This is a genomic window from Psychrobacter sp. 28M-43, from assembly GCF_014770435.1.
Taxonomy (GTDB): Bacteria; Pseudomonadota; Gammaproteobacteria; order Pseudomonadales; family Moraxellaceae; genus Psychrobacter.
This window is the reverse complement of record NZ_CP061739.1, coordinates 1,818,183-1,837,999: the sequence shown is the minus strand read 5'-3', so window position 1 is coordinate 1,837,999 and position 19,817 is coordinate 1,818,183. Positions and strand designations below refer to the sequence as shown.

Here is a 19,817-nt window from a genome sequence, read left to right as displayed (position 1 = left end):
ATGACTGTTAGCATTATTCCTGCTTTGTGAGCAACTTTCAGTAGTGATATTAGCAATTTATGTTGTTAAGTAGTTATTCACAACGATTGCTAACTGTCAGTAGCTACTTAACTAGTGAATGTTTAACCAATAACTATTTAACGTCAGATACTTTGATTACAGTCTTACCAAAGTTATCACCGTTCAACATACTGACAAATGCATCTGGGGCATTATCTAAACCGTCAGTAATGTGCTCTTTGGTTTTTACTTCGCCTGACTCCACCCATTTGCTCATGGTTTCTAAGAACTCTGGGAAGTGGTCGCCGTACTCTTCAAAGATAATAAAACCTCTGACAGTTAGGCGTTGGCTTAAAATAAGACCCATCAACATACCTAGGCGATCTTTGCCATCCGGTAAATCAGTTGCATTGTACTGCGATACCAGACCACATACTGGAATACGTGCGTGGTCGTTAAGTAATGGCATTACCGCATCAAATACTTTACCGCCAACGTTTTCATAGTAGATGTCGATACCATCTGGACACGCTGCTTTTAATTGCTCAGCGAAGTCGTCAGCTTTGTGATCGATACAGATATCGAAGCCAAGCTCATTGACCGCAAAGTCGCATTTCTCTTTGCCGCCTGCCACACCGACAGTGCGCAGACCATATTGATTACCCACTTGACCGACAGTGGCACCGACCGGTCCAGTTGCTGCTGCCACAACTAAGGTTTCGCCTTTTTGTGGTTTACCGATATCAGTCAGCCCCATGTAACCGGTAAACCCTGGCATACCTAACACGCCTAAACCATAAGAAGGGTTTGACATGTTTTTGTCCAGTTTGAGGACGCCTTCGCCATCACTGACACTGTAGTCCTGCCAGCCTGAGTTTGATACGACTAGGTCGCCTACCGCGAAGCTATCGATATTTGACTCGACCACTTGCGCTACGGTACCACCCATGATGACGTCACCGACTTCTAATGGGTCTGCATAGCTTTTTGCATCACTCATACGTCCACGCATATATGGATCTAAGGACAGATATACAGTGCGTAGTAGCATCTCGTTATCTTTTGGCGTAGGAATGTCGCTAGTCGCCATGTCAAAGTTGTCAGCAGTAGGTATGCCATTAGGACGGCTAGCCAATTTGATTTGACGGTTTGTTTGTTGATTCTGTTGTTTGTCGAAGCTCATTGTAGGACTCCTTTATATTTATTAATTGTCATTATTATAGTGGTGGTAAATGTAGTAGCTACTCAGCATGGAATAGCTACTCTATAAATAGCATAACGATATGTACTTATTGTTACTGTCGCGATTTTTCTTATAATTCTTTTGACAGTTCTTGCTATAGCGCTTATTAAGACGCTTTGCTAGTTACAGCGCGCTGCAAGATACGACGTGATACTTCTAAGTCGTTGGTACCATGTTCACCAAGCTTAACCATGTTATGCACTTCAAGTTGCTTGATAATTGGATCAATCGCTGATTCCGTCAAGTCAACGTCTTCTAGGCTAACTGGCAAGCCAAGCTCGCGGAAGAAGTTTTCAGTGTAAACAATAGCAGTTTCGATGATAGCATCGTCGTCTAGGTCAGTATCGGTAATGTTCCATACGTTACGCGCATATTGAAGCAGTTTTTCTTTTTTGCTTTCTTTTAGCTCACGCATAACTGATGGCAATACGATGGTTAGCGTACGTGCATGATCGATAGCGTGTAGTGACGTCAGCTCATGACCAACCATATGAGTTGTCCAATCTTGTGGTACACCAGTACCGATCAGACCATTCAATGCCATGGTCGCTGTCCACATAATGTTCTTACGTGTTTCTAGGTTTTCTGGATCTTGCTTAACAACTAGACCTTCATCGATAAGAATTTTAAGCAAGCTTTCAGCAAAGGCATCTTGTACTTTAGCGTTTACTGGATAAGTCAGATACTGTTCCATTACATGAACAAATGCATCAGCCACACCATTCATAACCTGACGCTCAGGCAAGGTAAGTGTTTTGATTGGATCTAAAATTGAGAATTTAGGGAAGGCAAGTGGGTTACCAAACGGTAGTTTTGCTTGACGTTCACTATAGTTGATCACGCCGCCTGAGTTCATCTCAGAACCTGTTGCTGGGATGGTCAATACAGCACCCAAGTCGACAGCAGAATCGATGTTTTTGCAATAACCAGTTAGGGCATCCCAAGCTTGATCACGTGAGACAGTGCCGTCTTCTTCAGTCAATGAAGATACGAGTGCGACAAATTTGCTGCCGTCAATCACAGAACCACCGCCAACTGCTAATAAGAAGTCAATGTTGTGCTCATTAACCATATCAGCGGCTTTAAGTAACGTAGTGAATTCTGGGTTGGCTTCGATGCCACCAAATTCAAATACAGTACGGTTACCGCTTGCTGACAAGGCAGTTTTTACTTCGTCTAAAGTACCAGTACGCTGTGCTGAACCACCACCATAAGTAATGAGTACACGCGCATCAGTAGGGACTAGATCTGATAGTTGCTCGATTTGACCTTCACCGAAAACGATACGGACTGGATTGTAGTATTGAAAGTTATTCATAAGATTCCTAATTAGTAATAAAAAGTTTTTAATAAAAACGGTTCAATTAAATTTTTTTGACATGAGATATTGTCTAATATCAATCAATGAATGATAAGCAATGCTCGTATAGACATTCATTCTTAATATTTGTGCGCATTGTACACCAATTAGACCAGTCGTCTAGTAATATTTACAAAACTCTCGTATAACTGTCTAAGCCGTATGCAGATGTTTTTCAGAGATTTGTTTAAAAAAGAGAAGGTCATAAAGCACACTGAACACTCAAGCATAGTACTGACAGCTGCTATCTATGAGAGAGTTGTAAATATTCAATGTGCTTTAATGGTTACGTTAGAAGTGCAGTTGCTAGAAACTCGAACAGTTAACGATTAGCGTCCCATTTGGGTCGTGGTCATCTGCCAAATTTCTGCTAAAGGCGTATTGGTTTGGCTAATCTTTGCAATCAAGCTTGCACCAAGCCATGCAAAATACCAACGCTTGGCCATACTCTCAGCCGAGATGTTATCGTGACGAGGTACGGACTCATCGAGCCAGCCAGCTTTGATCTGCTTAGCGAGCCACATGGTCGTCTGCTGATAGCCAGTATCGAGTGCCTTACGCATGGTTTCTGACATATCAGCTACCTCTGCGCTGAGCTTCACTACCAAGCATTTTTCATGGTCACAGCCGTTCTGCTGGGTGTCATACCAGTTTTGAAAATAATCATATAGCTTTTGCTGTGCACTGACATCTTGTGCATCGATGACATCCAACCGAGTCTTATATAAACTAAAGTAATGATTAATAATGGCTTCACCAAAGGCCTCTTTAGAAGCAAAGTAATGGTAAAAAGAACCCTTTGGTACACCTGCTGTATCTAAAATCTGCTTTAAACCAACAGCGGTAAAACCTTTTTTGGCGATTAGTTGGTAGCCAGTAGCAAGTAAATGAGCTTTGGTATCTGGGGTAGTTGCGTCTGTATTAGACATAAACAGGATTGTCTCCCTTAGTAGTCGTTTGTATTAGCATATGTATTAAACAGTCAGTTAAAACAGTTAACGTTCATTTGAACGTCACGTTGATGGCGTATTGTAATAGGATATATTTATATGTGTTACGTTTTATCAACAATATTCACTGACAAAATAGTCTTGTTTTATTAGTAGCTATGGTAGCATTAGACCAGTCGTCTAGCAAGGTAGGTTTTGTTGTTATCCGTTACCGTTAGTATTTATTGCTAAAGATCATTTTTCATTAGAGCTTTTTTTAATTGATGACTATTGATTGATAGCTTGGTAACGATTTCAGACTTACTACCTGCCAGATATTTTCTCATTAAGATATCGCCGACTTAACAATTTTATTTTAATAATCGAAAACCAATACTTAACACAATAAATCAAAAATAAGGATGATTATGTCAACCAATACTACGAGTGCATATAGTGACTTTCATTTACAGTTCATCGCTGGTGAATGGCAAACCGGTAAAGACGATAGCACCAACACCAATACCAACCCATATAACGGCGATACGCTTGTAGAGATCCAACAAGCGACCAAAGATCAGTTGAACGAAGCCTATGATGCGGCGACCCAAGCTCAAGAAGCGTGGGCCAAGCAGACACCAGCAGCACGTGCCGCAGTGTTGTATAAAGTCGTAAATATACTCGATCAGCGCCAAGAAGAAATCGTTGATTGGCTAATCAAAGAGTCGGGCAGTACTCGTATCAAAGCCATGGTCGAGTTCGGTGCGACGCGCGCGATTACCCTTGAAGCAGCAACGTTCCCTAACCGTGTCCATGGTGAGATTCGTCCATCGAACACCCCTGGTAAAGAAAACTTCATTTATCGTGAGCCAATCGGCGTTGTCGCTGTCATTAGCCCATGGAACTTTCCGCTGCATTTGACCCAGCGCTCTATCGCGCCAGCCTTAGCGCTTGGTAATGCCGTGGTACTCAAGCCTGCTAGCGATACACCAGTGACAGGTGGTTTGCTATTGGCCAAAGTGTTCGAAGAAGCGGGTCTACCAAAAGGTTTATTAAACGTCGTGGTCGGATCAGGCAGTGAGATAGGTGATGCAATCGTTGAACACAAAGCGCCAAGTTTAGTGTCATTCACAGGTTCGACCTCAGTGGGCAAGCATATCGGTGAGTTGGCAAATGGCGGCGAATACATCAAACAAGTGGCGCTTGAGCTAGGTGGTAACAGCCCATTTGTGGTACTAAAAGATGCTGATATTGAGCAAGCGGTAAGAGCGGCCGCCTTTGGTAAGTTCTTGCATCAAGGTCAAATTTGTATCGCGATTAACAGAGTCATTGTAGAAGATGAAATATATGATGATTTCGTAGAGCGTTTCTTAGCACACGTCAAAACATTGAACGTCGGTGATCCTAATAAGCAAGATACCGCTGTTGGCCCAATCATCAACGAAAAACAAGTTAAATCGCTTAAAGAAAAAATCGCTAAAGCGCAGGAAGAAGGTGCAAAAATGATACTCAGTGGCGAGATCGACGGCCAAGTCGTACCGCCGCACATCTTTACCGAAGTGACTCGCGAAATGGATCTATCACGTAATGAAGTGTTTGGACCATTGGTTGGTATCATTCGTGCTAAAGACGAAGACGATGCGCTATCGATTGCCAATGATTCTATGTATGGTCTGTCTAGCGCCGTGTTCACTGCTGATATGCAAAAAGGTCTACGTTTCGCTCGCGGTATCAGAGCTGGCATGACCCATATCAATGACATCTCGGTCAATGATGAAAGCAATACGCCATTCGGTGGTGAGAAAAACTCAGGCATCGGCCGCTTCAACGGTGAGTGGGTACTAGAAGAGTTCACTAGAACACATTGGATCTCAATGCAAAATGAGCCACGTGAATATCCATTCTAATTGTCCTAAAATAGAATGCTAATAGCTAATAAAAAAGACCGCTTTGATAGCGGTCTTTTTTTGTGTGTCATTTGGCAACTTACTGATAATGACGTATTTGAAGTTGGTCAATCTCTTATCTGGCATGAAAACCAAGTAACCCTTCAATTTCTTCCATCGTCATTCGTCTTACCAGTGCTTGTTCTTCTACCGACAGGCGGTTGGTGTGCTCTTTTATCATTGTATGAATACTTCGCGATATCTCAGAGGTGGTCGCGTAATACATTTGAGGCTGTTCCTTTGTCAATCTCATCAAAAATCGATTAATAAGTTTACGCTTTTCATCTGATTTATTTTCTTCAGTCGTAGTATTATTTTGAGTCATGGTGTTCTCCTAGAGGTAAGCCATTTAAGCAGTCAGACACATGAGAGTCAGTGCTTATAAGTAGTTTCTGGGGCTGAGCGCATTGCCTTACAAGTATTAGGCTCGCATCATAGTTGAATGCTAAGTATGTTTTACATCGTATATGATATTTCAAGACTAAAGACTAAATATTAAAAATAATAGATAAGCGCTAAACAGCCAGAAGGATAGGGTATGTCAAATCAAGTAGCGAACAACTCAGAGAGTAACTCAGCGAACAGAAATGTCACAATGGTGCTATTTCACAATGACTTGCGGGTAGCGGACAATGCCACTCTATCAAAGGCATCTAAGATATCCATTAATGGAAAGCTGCTATTGGTTTATGCCTCATCGTTGACAGATATATTAGATGATAAAGACCATTACGACGCCTATCGTTATGAGGCTATGGGTCGAGCCCGCCAGCAGTTTTTACATGAGAGCTTGGCTGATTTGAATGCGTCATTGATGCAGCGGGATAATAGGTTGCTGTATTTACAGAAAGGCGATGAAGCATTGGACGTCTTTACTCAGTTGAGTGATCTAATAGCGCAGCAACGAGTGACAGATATCTGCATCAGTCAAACGGCAGATTATAATCAAAACAAAGTATATGACCTTCTACAGGCAAAATATCCAGAGATACAGTGGCACATTCAAACAACGGCGACTTTGTTTGACGAGTTACCGCTAGAGAGCTTACCCAAAAGCTTTACGCAATTTCGTAAACAAATCGAAACCGATTATGATTTGCTGCATGCAGAAAAAGATATAGCCATTTTTCCAACGCCAGAAACACTTGCTCCATTACCTGACAATATGCAGAGTAGGAACGAGTGCTTTTTTGAATCGCAGTTGTCTAGTGAGACAGAGGTCAATAAGACATTAAAGCAAGCATCTAACTTTGCAGGTGGTGAGTTAAATGGCCTCAAGCACTTAGATGCCTATTTCGATTCCGATGCGCCCAGCACTTATAAAACTACCCGAAACGCGCTAGATGAGTGGGCGCATTCCACAAAGTTCTCCGCTTGGCTGGCAAACGGCTCACTGTCTGTAAACACGATATTAAATCGTCTACGTCGCTATGAGCGCGATATTATCGCAAATGACTCTACCTACTGGATATGGTTCGAGCTGCTGTGGCGTGAGTATTTCTATTGGTATGCTGTCACCCATCGGCAAAAGTTATTTTGGTTTAAAGGCGTCGCTCAGCACGCTCCTTCAACTCAATTGGACGAAAATCTGTTAGCGCAATGGAAAAATGGTACAACACCATATCCTATCGTCAATGCTTGTATGAACCAATTGCGCATGACAGGTTACATGTCGAATCGCGGACGACAACTGGTTGCTAGCTGCTTTATCCATGAGCTAAGGCTCGATTGGCGTTACGGGGCAGCTTACTTTGAGCAATATCTTGTTGATTATGATGTCGGCAGTAATTGGGGCAATTGGCAATATCTGGCAGGCGTCGGCGCTGATCCAAGAGGATGCAGACAGTTTAATCTCGACAAGCAAACCCAGCAATACGATCCAAACGGTAATTTTATTCGTCAGTGGCAAGGCAACACTCAAAAGAGCGATTAATGTATGTTAAAAACTCCCACTCGACAGGTGATAGCTATTATTAGATTAACCATAAGATAGGTTTAAACAATGAAAAAGCCCAGTCCTTATCTCACTTTTGCAGGTACGATTCCATTTATAGCCTGTGCATTTTTATTGATGGTAGACGTTGTTACCGTGCCTATGCTTGGTTCAGTAGGCGATGTATTAAGTGCTTATGGGCTAGTGATTGCATCATTTATGGCAGGCGCGCATTGGGGTAATCATTTAGATTTAGCTGACGACAATAAGTGGGCTATTAGACTTCCACTGTATAGCAATGTCATTGCACTTGGCCTCTGGCTTGGTTTTTTAATCTTATCCGCCAGTAGTTTTATTTGGCTATTAGTGATTGGTTTTATAAGCCTGCTAGTTATCGATTACAATCTTCATCGAGCGCAGATTATTAGTGAGGTATATTTTAAAGTGAGAAAGTATGTCACAGCTATAGTCGTCGTATCGTTAGTTGTTGCGGCATTACAGTTATAAGTGATAATAGCTAAAGAACAGCTAGATTGCTTTCTCTATTTGTACGGTTTGATGGTATTGGTATTTATCAGCCGTGTGTTACTACCATTAGTAGATATGAGTCATTACCTAATATGGATTATGATGGCGCAAAGTGTTTGGATTGCGTGTTTTGTGCTATTTTGCATCAGTTATTTACCGATGCTGGCAGGTCCTAGACCTGATGGTTTATTTGGTTAAAGCGTGCTAACGATACTGTTTACAAATGCTATGTCTAAATGTTATTACCAAAAATGCGACTTACTTTGTTTAGGGCGTGTCATCAATTCAAACGAGTGTCCTTTAAATGGGCTAAAAACAGCTAAATTTTGCCAAAAATCGTCAAATAGTTGGTTAATATCTCGATATTATCTGCACTATTTTCCTCGTTTGACGGCAATTTATCTCATTTTTATCACCATTTTTAAAATGAGGACACGCCCTAGCTTAATATATAAAGTTTATAAAAAATAGGAGCGCAAGTACATGCGACTGACCAATTATAGTGACTACGCGCTACGCTCATTGATTTATTTAGCCGTGAGACCAGATCCATCACTATTGGCTAATATTAGCGATATTGCTGACAGCTATGGTATTTCCAAAAGTCATTTGACCAAGATTATTCATCAGCTGGGCCAGCTCGGTTATATAGAGAGTGTGCGTGGCAAAAATGGCGGCATACGATTGGCACGTGCGCCTAAGGATATCAACTTGGGCGTATTGATCAAACAGATAGAGCCTGATTTCAATTTGGTTGAATGCTTTGCAGTACCAGTGACCCGCAATGATAGTGAGCAGGATGCTCATCAGGCGGATTTGCCGGTGACTTTTATTGAAGAAAAAAAGAATAAATCACTAGGCTGTGTAATCAGTCCAGCCTGTCAGCTTAAAAGCGTGTTCTTTGAAGCGCTCACCGCATTTATTAATGTGCTAGAGCGTTATACATTGGCAGACATCCTCAGCAATGAGGATGAGCTTGCGACATTACTATTTCGGTAACAGCTTCGATAATCGCATATTTCATAAAGTCATTGGCTCAAAAAATGGGTCACTACACTAGTAAATACAGTAATAGCGACCCATTTTTATGCTTATTAAGAATATATGTTTAAAGTGTGAGAAATTAGGCGTTTTCTAGTTTTGGACGTGCTTTCTTAACGGCTTTCACCAGTGCTTTCTCAAACCCACCTTCTTTGAACTGAACAAGATAAGAATGCGCAGCGCAGAAATTGCGTACGTCACGCCATTCATGAGCCAAATTGGTCGCCCAGTCGCAGTATTGCGCACCAGCGTTTGGCTCGTTTTTCAGTGCTTTTTTGGTCGTAGGGTGCAGTATTAGCTCAGGTAATACAGTTTCTAATAACTTCGATGGTGGACTCATAAAAGTATCATCTACGTGCAAGCTTTGACTGGCAGGATGATAAGCCAATAAAGAACCTGCATGAATCATCTCATTGGGCGATATATAGTAAATGCCCTCTGACATTGAAAACTTAAGCTCAGGATAGCGTGCAGCGACTGCGTCACTTTCTACCAAATCATCTGCCCAATTGATTTCTGGTACTTTTTTATGGTGACGGCTACTGCCATAAAACGTCGCTTGCGGGAAGTCTTTGGCCATTTGAGCACAGCTGACTGTATGAAACGGATGTACGTTGAGGACAGCTTCGACATCTTGACCATTATTGGTCAATGCCATAATCTCATCTCGAACATCACCCGTTAGGGCGTAACTGTCCAAAAAGATAAATTTTCCTGATGATAGCTTGACTAGCGAGCATTGAGTGCCGATATTTAGTACGCCACCGAGACGGAATGTTCCGCGTATGTTCCAAAATCCTGCGCCTAAATCATGAATGTGATCAGTCATTTATAATTTTCCTCGTCTAGTAAATGAAATAGAATATGTAAATAAAACAAAGCTAATTTTTCACTGTAAGCTTCATCTTTCGAGTTGTTTTAATGGTATGTGTTCTAACTCTTTACGCTTTTATATTTGTTTTTATACTTTCTCAAGCTCAGGGCAAGCCAAATCAATCGCTGATATAAGTGCTGTCTCAAACTGACTCTCTTCAAATACCACTAAGCCTGAATGTGCGCCGCAAAAATGACGAACATCACGCCATTCGTGTGCCAGATTTATAGCCCAACTACAATAGTGTTTCGCTGCGTTTGGCTCATCTTTGAGTGCCTTTTTGGTAGTAGGGTGTAAGCCTAGGTTAGGCTGCACGGCATTTATTAACTTAGAAGGGGGTATCTCAAAGGTATCATCGATATAGATGCTTTGGCTAGCAGGATGATAGACCAATAATGAGCTGGCATGAACCGTCTCGTCAGGTGAGATGTAATGGATGCCTTGAGGTATAGAGAATTGGAGTTCAGGGTAGCGCGCAGCAACGGCATCGCTTTCGACCAAATCATTTGCCCAATTGACTTCAGGTACTTGCTTTGGATGTCGGCTACTGCCATAAAACGTCGCTTGCGGAAAATCTTTTGCCATTTGAGCACAGTGTACTGTATGAAACGGGTGAACATTGAGGACAGCTTCGACATTTTGACCGTTATTAGTCAATGCCATGACTTGCTGACGCACATCGCCAGTTAATGTATAACTATCTATAAAGATAAATCGCTCTGATGATAGTCTTATGAGCGCACATTGAACCCCAATATCAAGGATACCGTTTTTGATAAATGAGCCTCGAATACTCCAAAACCCTGCACCCAAATCATACATTTCATCAGTCATCAACATTGCTCCTTAATCGTTCATTTATTCAATCGTTTTACTTGTTTGTAGCACCCTATAGTCGGTTCAATATAATTTGGATACAAGGAAGGCGAGTGAAAGTACTACAAGTTGTAGACTAAGCGAGCCTGACACCGTATCCAATTTATAGAGGATTGACTATATGATTATTGATTTTTATGGTAGTAATGTCTGTAAGAAAAAAGATAGAAGCAATGTAAATGTGTAAAAATAAAAAAGTGTCGTTATTCAAATGTCATCATCAGCAGTGAAAGCTGTCTTTCCTTTCGTAAGTAGGTTAAAAATAACTTATGAACAGTCTTCGTAATCGTAGGCAGATATACGAGGATCATCTTTGTAGCTTTCATTGCCACATAAGAATTTATCGAAACGTGTGTCACCGTTAATATAACGCTGCATCCATGCAATAGCAGGTTTACTTAATAGCTTTTCGTTAAAACGATGGCTGGCGCAAAAATGACTGCCGTTGTTAATCTCGACCTTCATTTTTGGACCGTCAGCTTTTTGATAAAAAGTATTGGTGTATTTTTTATTCGGGGCGATACGGTCATTTTCACAAGCGATGAATAGAGCAGGCGTATCCATCGCACCATAGCTCGTATCGTGATAGGGCGTTTGTGCAATGATGGCTTGCACCGTACTGCGCTCAGTTGCCAATCGTAGCGCACCGCCGCCGCCCATTGACCAGCCAATCGCGCCCAAACGGTTTGAGTCGATCATATGACCTACTGTTTCATCAGCGAGGAGATGATCGAGAGCCGCGCTCAATTGCTCAGCACGGCTATCTGGATTGTCGTAAATAGAGCTAGTATTAATAGTAATAACGACAAATCCCCAAGAGGCCAAACGCGGCCCCCACCATTTGATAGAAGACTCATAAGACACGTAACCTGGCACTACCGCGATACCACCTAGCAGACCACAGCTAGCAGCATCTGTTGGATAGTGTATGGTACCGCCACCAAAGCCATTGGCTGATTGGCGACTTACGTGCTTGGACTTTACAGAAAACGGACCATTATCACGTGTTTTAGTGAGCTCAGTAGCAGTAATAGCGTCATCCTTTATACAGTCTACTGCCGCTAGTGAGTTTGTAGCGTCGAGTGATGATCCAACTGGGTTGAGGCTTTTAACGCTAGTCTCGGAGACAGTTATTTCTGCTACAGCCATTGTAGAGAAAACCAATATACTCATCGCGATAATAAGTTGTGAAAGCAATATATTTTTCGTCATAGTAAATTGTATTTTAAAAGGTTGTGTGGTCGTGCATGTCTATGGGTTAGAAAAGATAAACGTAGGTAGTGATTGTTAACTGTCAACGTCATCAATCGTTAAAGCAGTTAAGTACTTAACAAGTGCGCAAATAGCATCTAACCATACTATCCTGTATGTGCAATAAACGTAACTTTGATCTTGACCTCGTGAGTCGAAAACTGTCTTCACCGTCTCAAGTCGAAATGTGATTCCTAGTCAAGTTTTTCTACGATAATCTCGAATCCAAATAAAGAATCTATCAAGCGTTAATAACACTTTTAAACCTGAGTATATTGGTGAGTGTGCTACCATAATCGGCTTGTCATTATGATGAACATTTATCGTTTAATAACGATGCTTTTGCTTATACATTTAGCATAAATCACCGTTGTTCCTCTCTATCATCCACGCCAGTGACGGTTATTATTTACAGTCATGGTATAACCAATATAGTCAGATCCTCTGTGAATAATTCTAAAGATCAGATCCAAGATATAACAGCTGTGCCACCAGCTCCCTCCAATCATTCAACGTCGTGGATATTGAAGCTTACAATTGGCCTGATAGGTATGTTTGCTTTTTTGCAAGTGTACTCTATCCAAGCGGTGCTACCGGTCATGATGGTGGACTTTGCTGCGACCGAAGTGCAGGCTGGCATGATCGTTGGTGCCACTGTGTTAGCCATTGCGATTATGTCACCATTTCTAGGCATGCTCTCAGATGCAGTCGGGCGCAAGTCGTTTATCGTTGGTGCTTTATTGTTTTTAGCGATACCGACAGCGCTTATTGCCCAGAGCTCGAGCATTGAATGGGTCGGCATTTGGCGTTTTATGCAGGGACTTTCTGTACCGGGTATTACGGTGGTGACGATTGCCTATATTGGTGAGGAGTTTGAGGGCCGGGCAATGACTGAGCTGATGTCCTTTTATGTGTCAGGATGCGTGCTTGGCGGCTTTATGGGTCGGTTCTTGTTAGGGCATTTGCATGAGCTGATAGGCTGGCGTCATGGTTACTATGTGATGACGGCGATGACGCTACTGGGGGCAATATGGGTCGGCAAGATGCTACCATCGTCTCGTCACTTTGTGGCAAACCCCAATTTTCGCTCAGCGATACAGACGCTGGGTGAGCATGTCACCAATCGCTATGTGGTAACAGCATGTCTGCTTGGCGCTTGCGTGCTGTTCTCCCTTGTAGGCTGCTTCACTTTTATCAATTTACATTTGGCGGATAAGCCTTATGAGCTTGGTACTGGTGCGCTCGCCAATATTTTTGCAGTATATTTGCTTGGTGTTATTATCACGCCATTATCGACGACATTGCTACGCCGATTTGGATCGGCGCGTACAGTACGGGTGGCTATCGTCGTGTCTATGGTTGGGGTGTTATTGACTCTGGTCACGCCATTATGGGGGGTGATTATAGGACTAGCCATTATGTCGTCTGGTGTATTTATCACGCAGTCGGCGACCATCAGCTATATCGCGGTCAATGTGAAAAAGGGTCGCTCATTGGCTTCGGGTCTATATTATATGGGCTACTATACAGGCGGTACGCTAGGGGCATGGCTGGGTGGCATAGCTTATGCGCGAGGGCAGTGGTCTCTTACCGTATGGTTGTTATTGTTTGTGCAGGTACTGGCGTTATTAATAGCCAGTTTTGGAATGATTAAAACCACAGTATGTACGAAGTGATTGGCTGTCTAATGTAGCATATGTTTAGTTAGCCATCTTATGATACTTAATGTAAGACCGCTTTACACAGCGCTGCTTTTTTCTTACTATCAATAACGATGTTATTATAAAAATTAAAATGGTTAGCGCAGTAGATTTTATGCTGCTATTAACTTGATTGTTATTATTGTTATTTACCCCTTATAAGTACGACAAACAAGGAAGTCAGATCTATGTCAAACATTTACCACAGTGCACCATCTGCCTACGATTATCCATTACTGGTCAAGCAATTATTAAGCCGTGCAAAAACGGTATCCCAAGATCAAGAGATTGTGTATGCGGACAAAAAGCGCCTGACGTATAAAGAGTTGTTTGAGCGGATCAATCGCCTTGCCAATGTATTGGCAGACCTAAAGCTTGATGCAGGTGATGTGATTGCCGTGATGGATTGGGATAGTCATCGCTATCTTGAGTCTTATTTTGCCGTGCCAATGTCAGAGTACGTTTTACAGACCGTCAATATCCGTTTATCACCTGAAAAAATCCTCTACACCATCAACCATGCCAAACCCAAAGTGCTCATGCTCAACTCTGAGTTTGCGCCATTGGTGAAAGACTATCAGTTCGAGAACTCAAGTATTGAGCATATTATCTGGCTTGATGACAACGGTGTCACTGTTGAAGGTATCTTTGGTAGTAATCAAAGCCGTGTCACAGGCGAATATGAAGCGCTATTAGAAGCTGCCAATAGCGAATTTGATTTCCCGAATTTTGATGAAAACACCATCGCAACGACTTTTTATACGTCAGGCACGACAGGTGATCCAAAAGGGGTTTTCTTTAGCCATCGTCAGCTAGTGCTACATACACTAGCAGAAGCGGCAACCTTGGGGATGCTGCCTGATAAGCAAGGTGTGAGCTATGGTGATGTCTATATGCCGATGACGCCAATGTTCCATGTGCATGCATGGGGTTTTCCGTTTACAGCAACGATGGTAGGTCTAAAGCAAGTCTATCCAGGTCGCTATGCACCTGATACGTTGATGGATTTGATTGTCAATGAAAAGGTCAGTATCACCCATTGTGTACCAACGATTTTGCAAATGGTGCTTAAAGAAGCACAAGATCGTGACGCCAGCTTTAATGGTCTAAAAATGATTATTGGTGGTTCAAGACTGACAGAAGGTTTGGCCAAAACGGCCATGGCACAAGGCATTGAGGTCTATACAGGCTATGGTATGTCAGAGACCGCGCCGCTTATTAGCTTAACGGGTTTTAGTCTCGATGAGCCTGAAATGACTGAAGAAGAAGATATTGCCCGTCGTTGTATGACAGGTAAACCCGTACTCATGGTTGATGCTCAGGTATGGGGTGAAGGCAACAAATCAGTGGGAACTGGACCAGACAATACAGGCGAGCTGGTACTACGCGCGCCTTGGTTGACCCAAAGCTATCTTAAAAATGACGACGCTGGCAAAGAGCTGTGGGAAAATGGCTATATGCATACCCAAGATATCGCCTACATACGTCCTGATGGCTATATCAAAATTACCGATCGTTTAAAGGATGTGATCAAATCAGGTGGTGAGTGGATTTCATCACTAGAGATTGAGACTATTTTATCATTACATCCGTCAGTGGCTGATGTATCAGTAATTGGCGTACGTGATAAGCAATGGGGCGAGCGTCCGTTGGCTTTAGTAGTGCTAAAGCCTGATGCTAAGGATACCAGTGCTGATGATATCAAAGCGATTGCAGAAAAAGCGGTAGAGCGCGGTATCATTCCTAAGTATGGCGTGCCAAGTCAGTTTAAGTTCGTTGATGAGCTACCAAAAACTTCTGTTGGCAAACATGACAAAAAAGTCATGCGTGAGATGTATGCCAATCAAACTGAGATTTAATTAGTATTAGTTAGATTTTCAAATATTTGTATTCGTCAAAATGTAGTGCGTATTACACGCTTAATAGTTGACCTTTCCGATAGGCTCTGCTACATTTTAAACCGATACAATATGTATCGGTTTTTTAATTCTGGCAAGGATGACCAGTATTTACTAAGACATGGTTTTTTATAGTTGAAGCATTTTAGAGTTAGTATCAGCCAGTTGCACGCAGACAGTGCGCCGCGCGAGGTGAATACCGTTATAACTTATTGAGTGTCTTAACTATAAAATACTACTGCCTCATTTCTCGTTTATGCTAAGGACAGCTACTATGAGCGATCATTCCCAATCTCCAGTTTCTATTCAAACGACAGACACGCCAAACTTCGCTGATATTTATCATGAGTCTATTACGGATCGAGAGCAGTTTTGGGCTGAGCAGGCGAAGCGTATCTATTGGCATAAAGAGCCTGAGCAAATTCTAGATGACAGTAATCTGCCTTTTGCCAGATGGTTTATCGGCGGTGAGACCAATCTTTGTTATAACTGTGTCGATCGTCATCTGGCAGACCGTGCAGAGCAAGATGCTTTTGTGTGGGTGTCATCAGAAATTAATCAAGAATTGATAGAAACCTTTCCAGCGGTCGTTGATTCGTTTAAAGATTTGGGCAATAACGTCGAGTTTTATACAGACTATACCAAGCGCCGCCTGACTTATAATGACTTGCATAAAGAAGTTAATTATTTCGCTGATGTGCTACAGCGTCACGGTATTGGCAAGGGTGACCGTGTCATTATCTATATGCCAATGATATTAGAAGCCGCTTATGCCATGCTGGCGTGTGCGCGTATTGGTGCCGTCCATTCAGTCGTGTTTGGTGGGTTTGCCGCCCATAATTTGGCTATCCGTATGGACGATGCCGAGGCCAAAATGGTCATTACAGTAGATGCAGGGCTACGCGGCGGTAAGGTCGTCAATTATAAAAACCTAGTCAATCAAGGCGTCGAGCAAGCGACTGTCAAACCAGAGCATGTGCTAGTGATTAATCGTGGTATATTGCCATTTGAAACCAAAGCGATCGATGTTGATTATGCAACTGAACGTCGTCATAGCTGCGAGGCCAATGCAGTCGTGGAGCCAGTTTGGCTCGAGTCAAATACCCCGTCCTATTTGCTTTATACTTCTGGTACTACTGGCACACCAAAAGGGGTGCAACGCGATACAGGTGGTCATGCCGTCGCGCTGACGACGTCGATAGACTATGTCTATGACGGCAAGGCTGGCGAGACGTTCTGGGCGATATCTGATATTGGTTGGGCTGTAGGGCACTCTTATACGATCTATGCGCCGTTACTGGCGGGTATGACCAGTATTATGTATGAGGGATTGCCGCATATGCCAAACCCTGGTATCTGGTGGCGTATCGTCGAAGCTAACAAAGTCAATATTTTATTCACCGCACCCACAGGCGTACGCATGCTCAAAAAACAAGACGAAAGCTGGATGACGCGTTACGATGTCTCCAGTGTGAAGTCGTTCTTTTTGGCAGGCGAGCCGCTTGATGAATCGACGGCTAGTTGGTTGACTCAGCATCTAGGCGTACCAATTTTAGATCACTATTGGCAAACAGAATCTGGGTGGCCAATCCTCAGCCATACGCCAAAGTTCAATCATAAGCCGCACAAGCAAGGGTCACCTGGTTACCCAATGTATGGTTATGAGGCGCATGTCATCAATGAGGAGACTGGCGATCCTTGTCAGGCTGGCGAAAAAGGATTGCTTGCAATTAAAGCACCATTACCACCTGGTTGTCTCACCACGGTATGGCGTAACGACGAGCGCTTTATCAGTAGCTACTTTGGTCTGTTTGATGGTCAGCAGTACTCAACCTCGGACTATGCAGTGACAGATGAAGAAGGATATTTCTACATCTTAGGGCGTACCGATGATGTGATTAACGTCGCAGGACATCGTATAGGCACGCAAGAGATTGAAGAGGCAATCAGTACGCATCCAGAGATGGCAGAGTGTGCCGTAGTGGGTATTCAAGACGAGCTAAAAGGCGAGCTACCTATTGCATTCTGCGTCCTAAAAGATCAGACGCAAATTGAAACCACCGAAAACCGTTTCCGTATCGAGCAACAAGTGATAGGCGCTGTCGTCAAATCTTTGGGCGGTATAGCCCGACCAGCTGCTATCTACTTCCCGCAGGCACTGCCAAAAACTCGTTCTGGTAAAATCTTACGTCGCTCAATTCGTGCTCTGGCGGAAAACCAACCGACAGGGGATATGTCAACGCTTGATAACCCAACCGCTATCGATGCGATCAAGCAAGCGATGAAGGATTATTGATTGGTATAAATTAGCCTTATACAAAAATAGTGATGTTGTTCATCGCGTATCAAAGTCAGGTTAACTTTAAAAAGCTCATGAGTCATCATGGGCTTTTTTGTTTTTGTTATTTAAACAATTTTTATAGGAACACGTGTCATTAAAATAAACTTAGATAAAATTTTGATAAAGCGCTTGACCGTAAAAATGGTTTATTGTTATAGTCAATAACGATACAAAATAAATCATTTTAAAATTCGATTTTTAATAATGTTTTATAGACAAACACTCATCGCTTTTATTTTTCTAATAAATAGGTGCCGTCACACGGTAGTCTCGCAAAAAAGATAAGGATATCTTATGCACCACGTTCAACAGCTCATCAATGGTCAGTTCGTACAGTCAAACACCGACGAATGGATTGATATTACTGATCCAGCGACGCAAGAAGTCATCGCCAAAGTGCCACAAACCACCAATGATGAGATTAATCAAGCGGTCGCATCCGCACAGACAGCGTTTGAGACATGGCGCAAAACGCCAATCACCACGCGTGCGCGTATCTTTTTGAAATATCAGTCTCTGATTCGTGATCATATGGATGAGTTGGCAGAAATCTTGACCGCAGAGCAAGGAAAGACGATTGCTGATGCACGCGGTGATGTGTTCCGTGGCCTAGAAGTGGTAGAGCATGCCGCTGGTATCGCCAATCTGCAAATCGGCGACTTCGTAGAAAACGTTGCGTCAGGTGTCGATACTTATAGCATTTGGCAGCCACTCGGCGTTTGCGCCGGTATCACACCGTTTAACTTCCCAGCGATGATTCCGCTATGGATGTTCCCAATGGCGATTGCTACGGGTAATACATTCATCTTAAAACCGTCTGAACAGGATCCGATGGTGACTATGCGTTTGGTAGAGCTAGCGATTGAAGCGGGCGTACCAGAAGGTGTTCTAAACGTAGTACATGGCGGCAAAGCAACCGTCGATGCTATCTGCGACCATCCAGATATCAAAGCCGTTTCTTTTGTAGGCTCTACTCATGTAGGCAAACACGTCTATGAGCGTGCAAGCCAGTCAGGTAAACGTGCACAGTGTATGATGGGTGCCAAAAATCATGGCGTTATCTTGCCAGATGCCAATAAAGAGCAGACGCTCAATCAGTTAGCAGGCGCAGCATTTGGTGCAGCGGGTCAACGCTGTATGGCGCTATCGGTCGTCGTACTAGTAGGCGCAGCTGGCGAGTGGATTGATGAGATTAAAGCAAAAGCAGAAAGCTTAGTGGTCTCAGCTGGCAAAAATGACAAGGACTTGGGCCCACTGATTTCACCTGCTGCGAAGGCCCGTGTCGAGAATTTGATTGGGACTGGGGTAGAAGAGGGCGCGAGCTTGATTCTAGACGGTCGTGGAATTACCGTTGAAGGGTTTGAAAAGGGTAACTTCGTCGGTCCAACTATCTTTGATAATGTCACAAGTGATATGCAAATTTATAAAGAAGAAATCTTTGGTCCAGTACTATGTATTATGCGTGCTAATAGCTTGGACGAAGCGATTGCACTATTGAATGCCAATCCACATGGCAATGGTACGGCGATATTTACTCAGTCAGGGGCAGCTGCACATAAATTCCAGCAAGACATTCAAGTTGGTCAAATCGGTATTAACTTGCCAATCCCTGTGCCACTACCTATGTTCTCATTCTCAGGGTCACGTGGCAGCAAGCTTGGTGACCTAGGGCCTTATGGCAAGCAAGCCGTACAGTTCTATACTCAGACAAAGACCGTGACTGCGCGTTGGTTTGATGATGAAGCGAGCCGCGGTGTCAACACAACGATTTCAATTTAATCGTCCGCTCATTGTTGTTTCATTATGACATTTTGTGTTTTCGGTATGACGATAATACGACTTGCGGTACTATTAAACGCAATTTTATTATCGTTATGCCGCTATCATGTCGCGCTAA

The 19,817-nt window shown here is 42.9% G+C and carries 16 protein-coding genes; 9 read left to right on the top strand and 7 right to left on the bottom strand.

Going from position 1 to position 19,817, the window contains the following annotated elements; translation table 11 throughout:
* Positions 1-133 precede the first annotated feature (133 nt).
* The 3 genes from IEE84_RS07660 to IEE84_RS07650 all read right to left on the bottom strand — a co-directional run bounded on the left by IEE84_RS07660 (position 134) and on the right by IEE84_RS07650 (position 3,532).
* Positions 134-1,183 (bottom strand): NADP-dependent oxidoreductase, encoded by a 1,050-nt coding sequence (locus IEE84_RS07660; protein ID WP_191113730.1) that lies wholly within the window; start codon positions 1,181-1,183, stop codon positions 134-136.
* Positions 1,184-1,349: 166 nt separating this feature from the next.
* Positions 1,350-2,561: an iron-containing alcohol dehydrogenase gene (locus IEE84_RS07655; protein ID WP_191113729.1), complete on the bottom strand. Its 1,212-nt coding sequence runs from the start codon at positions 2,559-2,561 to the stop codon at positions 1,350-1,352.
* A gap of 371 nt (positions 2,562-2,932) precedes the next feature.
* A complete protein-coding gene (locus tag IEE84_RS07650) occupies positions 2,933-3,532 on the bottom strand; it encodes a TetR/AcrR family transcriptional regulator (RefSeq protein ID WP_057760518.1) in 600 nt (199 codons plus the stop codon).
* 428 nt (positions 3,533-3,960) lie between these two features.
* On the opposite strand from IEE84_RS07650, the gene IEE84_RS07645 reads away from it, so the two are divergent.
* On the top strand, positions 3,961-5,439 hold the full coding sequence (locus IEE84_RS07645) for an aldehyde dehydrogenase family protein (RefSeq protein WP_191113728.1): 1,479 nt from the start codon (positions 3,961-3,963) through the stop codon (positions 5,437-5,439).
* 115 nt (positions 5,440-5,554) lie between these two features.
* On the opposite strand, the gene IEE84_RS07640 is transcribed toward IEE84_RS07645, so the two are convergent.
* A complete protein-coding gene (locus tag IEE84_RS07640) occupies positions 5,555-5,803 on the bottom strand; it encodes a hypothetical protein (RefSeq protein WP_057760515.1) in 249 nt (82 codons plus the stop codon).
* Positions 5,804-6,016: 213 nt separating this feature from the next.
* Between IEE84_RS07640 and IEE84_RS07635 the strand changes: the two genes are divergently transcribed.
* The 4 genes from IEE84_RS07635 to IEE84_RS07620 all read left to right on the top strand — a co-directional run bounded on the left by IEE84_RS07635 (position 6,017) and on the right by IEE84_RS07620 (position 8,938).
* Positions 6,017-7,411: a DASH family cryptochrome gene (locus IEE84_RS07635; protein ID WP_191113727.1), complete on the top strand. Its 1,395-nt coding sequence runs from the start codon at positions 6,017-6,019 to the stop codon at positions 7,409-7,411.
* A 69-nt stretch (positions 7,412-7,480) separates the two neighbouring features.
* Positions 7,481-7,918, top strand: a complete 438-nt coding sequence (locus tag IEE84_RS07630) for a DUF3429 domain-containing protein (RefSeq protein ID WP_191113726.1) — start codon at positions 7,481-7,483, stop codon at positions 7,916-7,918.
* A 51-nt stretch (positions 7,919-7,969) separates the two neighbouring features.
* On the top strand, positions 7,970-8,137 hold the full coding sequence (locus IEE84_RS07625) for an NnrS family protein (RefSeq protein WP_224738001.1): 168 nt from the start codon (positions 7,970-7,972) through the stop codon (positions 8,135-8,137).
* 285 nt (positions 8,138-8,422) lie between these two features.
* Positions 8,423-8,938, top strand: coding sequence for an Rrf2 family transcriptional regulator (locus IEE84_RS07620; protein WP_191113725.1), 516 nt, complete (start codon positions 8,423-8,425; stop codon positions 8,936-8,938).
* 124 nt (positions 8,939-9,062) lie between these two features.
* On the opposite strand, the gene IEE84_RS07615 is transcribed toward IEE84_RS07620, so the two are convergent.
* From IEE84_RS07615 to IEE84_RS07605, 3 genes are all read right to left on the bottom strand, one after another.
* Positions 9,063-9,809: a hypothetical protein gene (locus tag IEE84_RS07615; RefSeq protein WP_191113724.1), complete on the bottom strand. Its 747-nt coding sequence runs from the start codon at positions 9,807-9,809 to the stop codon at positions 9,063-9,065.
* Between the two features lie 132 nt (positions 9,810-9,941).
* Positions 9,942-10,688, bottom strand: a complete 747-nt coding sequence (locus IEE84_RS07610; protein ID WP_191113723.1) for a hypothetical protein — start codon at positions 10,686-10,688, stop codon at positions 9,942-9,944.
* A 309-nt stretch (positions 10,689-10,997) separates the two neighbouring features.
* Positions 10,998-11,942 carry a dienelactone hydrolase family protein gene (locus IEE84_RS07605; RefSeq protein ID WP_191113722.1) on the bottom strand — a complete coding sequence of 315 codons (945 nt, stop codon included), beginning with the start codon at positions 11,940-11,942 and terminating at the stop codon, positions 10,998-11,000.
* A 590-nt stretch (positions 11,943-12,532) separates the two neighbouring features.
* On the opposite strand from IEE84_RS07605, the gene IEE84_RS07600 reads away from it, so the two are divergent.
* The 4 genes from IEE84_RS07600 to IEE84_RS07585 all read left to right on the top strand — a co-directional run bounded on the left by IEE84_RS07600 (position 12,533) and on the right by IEE84_RS07585 (position 19,699).
* Positions 12,533-13,657: an MFS transporter gene (locus IEE84_RS07600; protein WP_267442784.1), complete on the top strand. Its 1,125-nt coding sequence runs from the start codon at positions 12,533-12,535 to the stop codon at positions 13,655-13,657.
* A gap of 212 nt (positions 13,658-13,869) precedes the next feature.
* Positions 13,870-15,540, top strand: coding sequence for a fatty acid--CoA ligase (locus tag IEE84_RS07595; protein WP_191113721.1), 1,671 nt, complete (start codon positions 13,870-13,872; stop codon positions 15,538-15,540).
* Between the two features lie 313 nt (positions 15,541-15,853).
* Positions 15,854-17,875, top strand: coding sequence for a propionate--CoA ligase (locus IEE84_RS07590; RefSeq protein WP_224737685.1), 2,022 nt, complete (start codon positions 15,854-15,856; stop codon positions 17,873-17,875).
* Positions 17,876-18,214: 339 nt separating this feature from the next.
* A complete protein-coding gene (locus IEE84_RS07585; RefSeq protein ID WP_191113719.1) occupies positions 18,215-19,699 on the top strand; it encodes a CoA-acylating methylmalonate-semialdehyde dehydrogenase in 1,485 nt (494 codons plus the stop codon).
* The last annotated feature ends 118 nt before the right edge of the window (positions 19,700-19,817 follow it).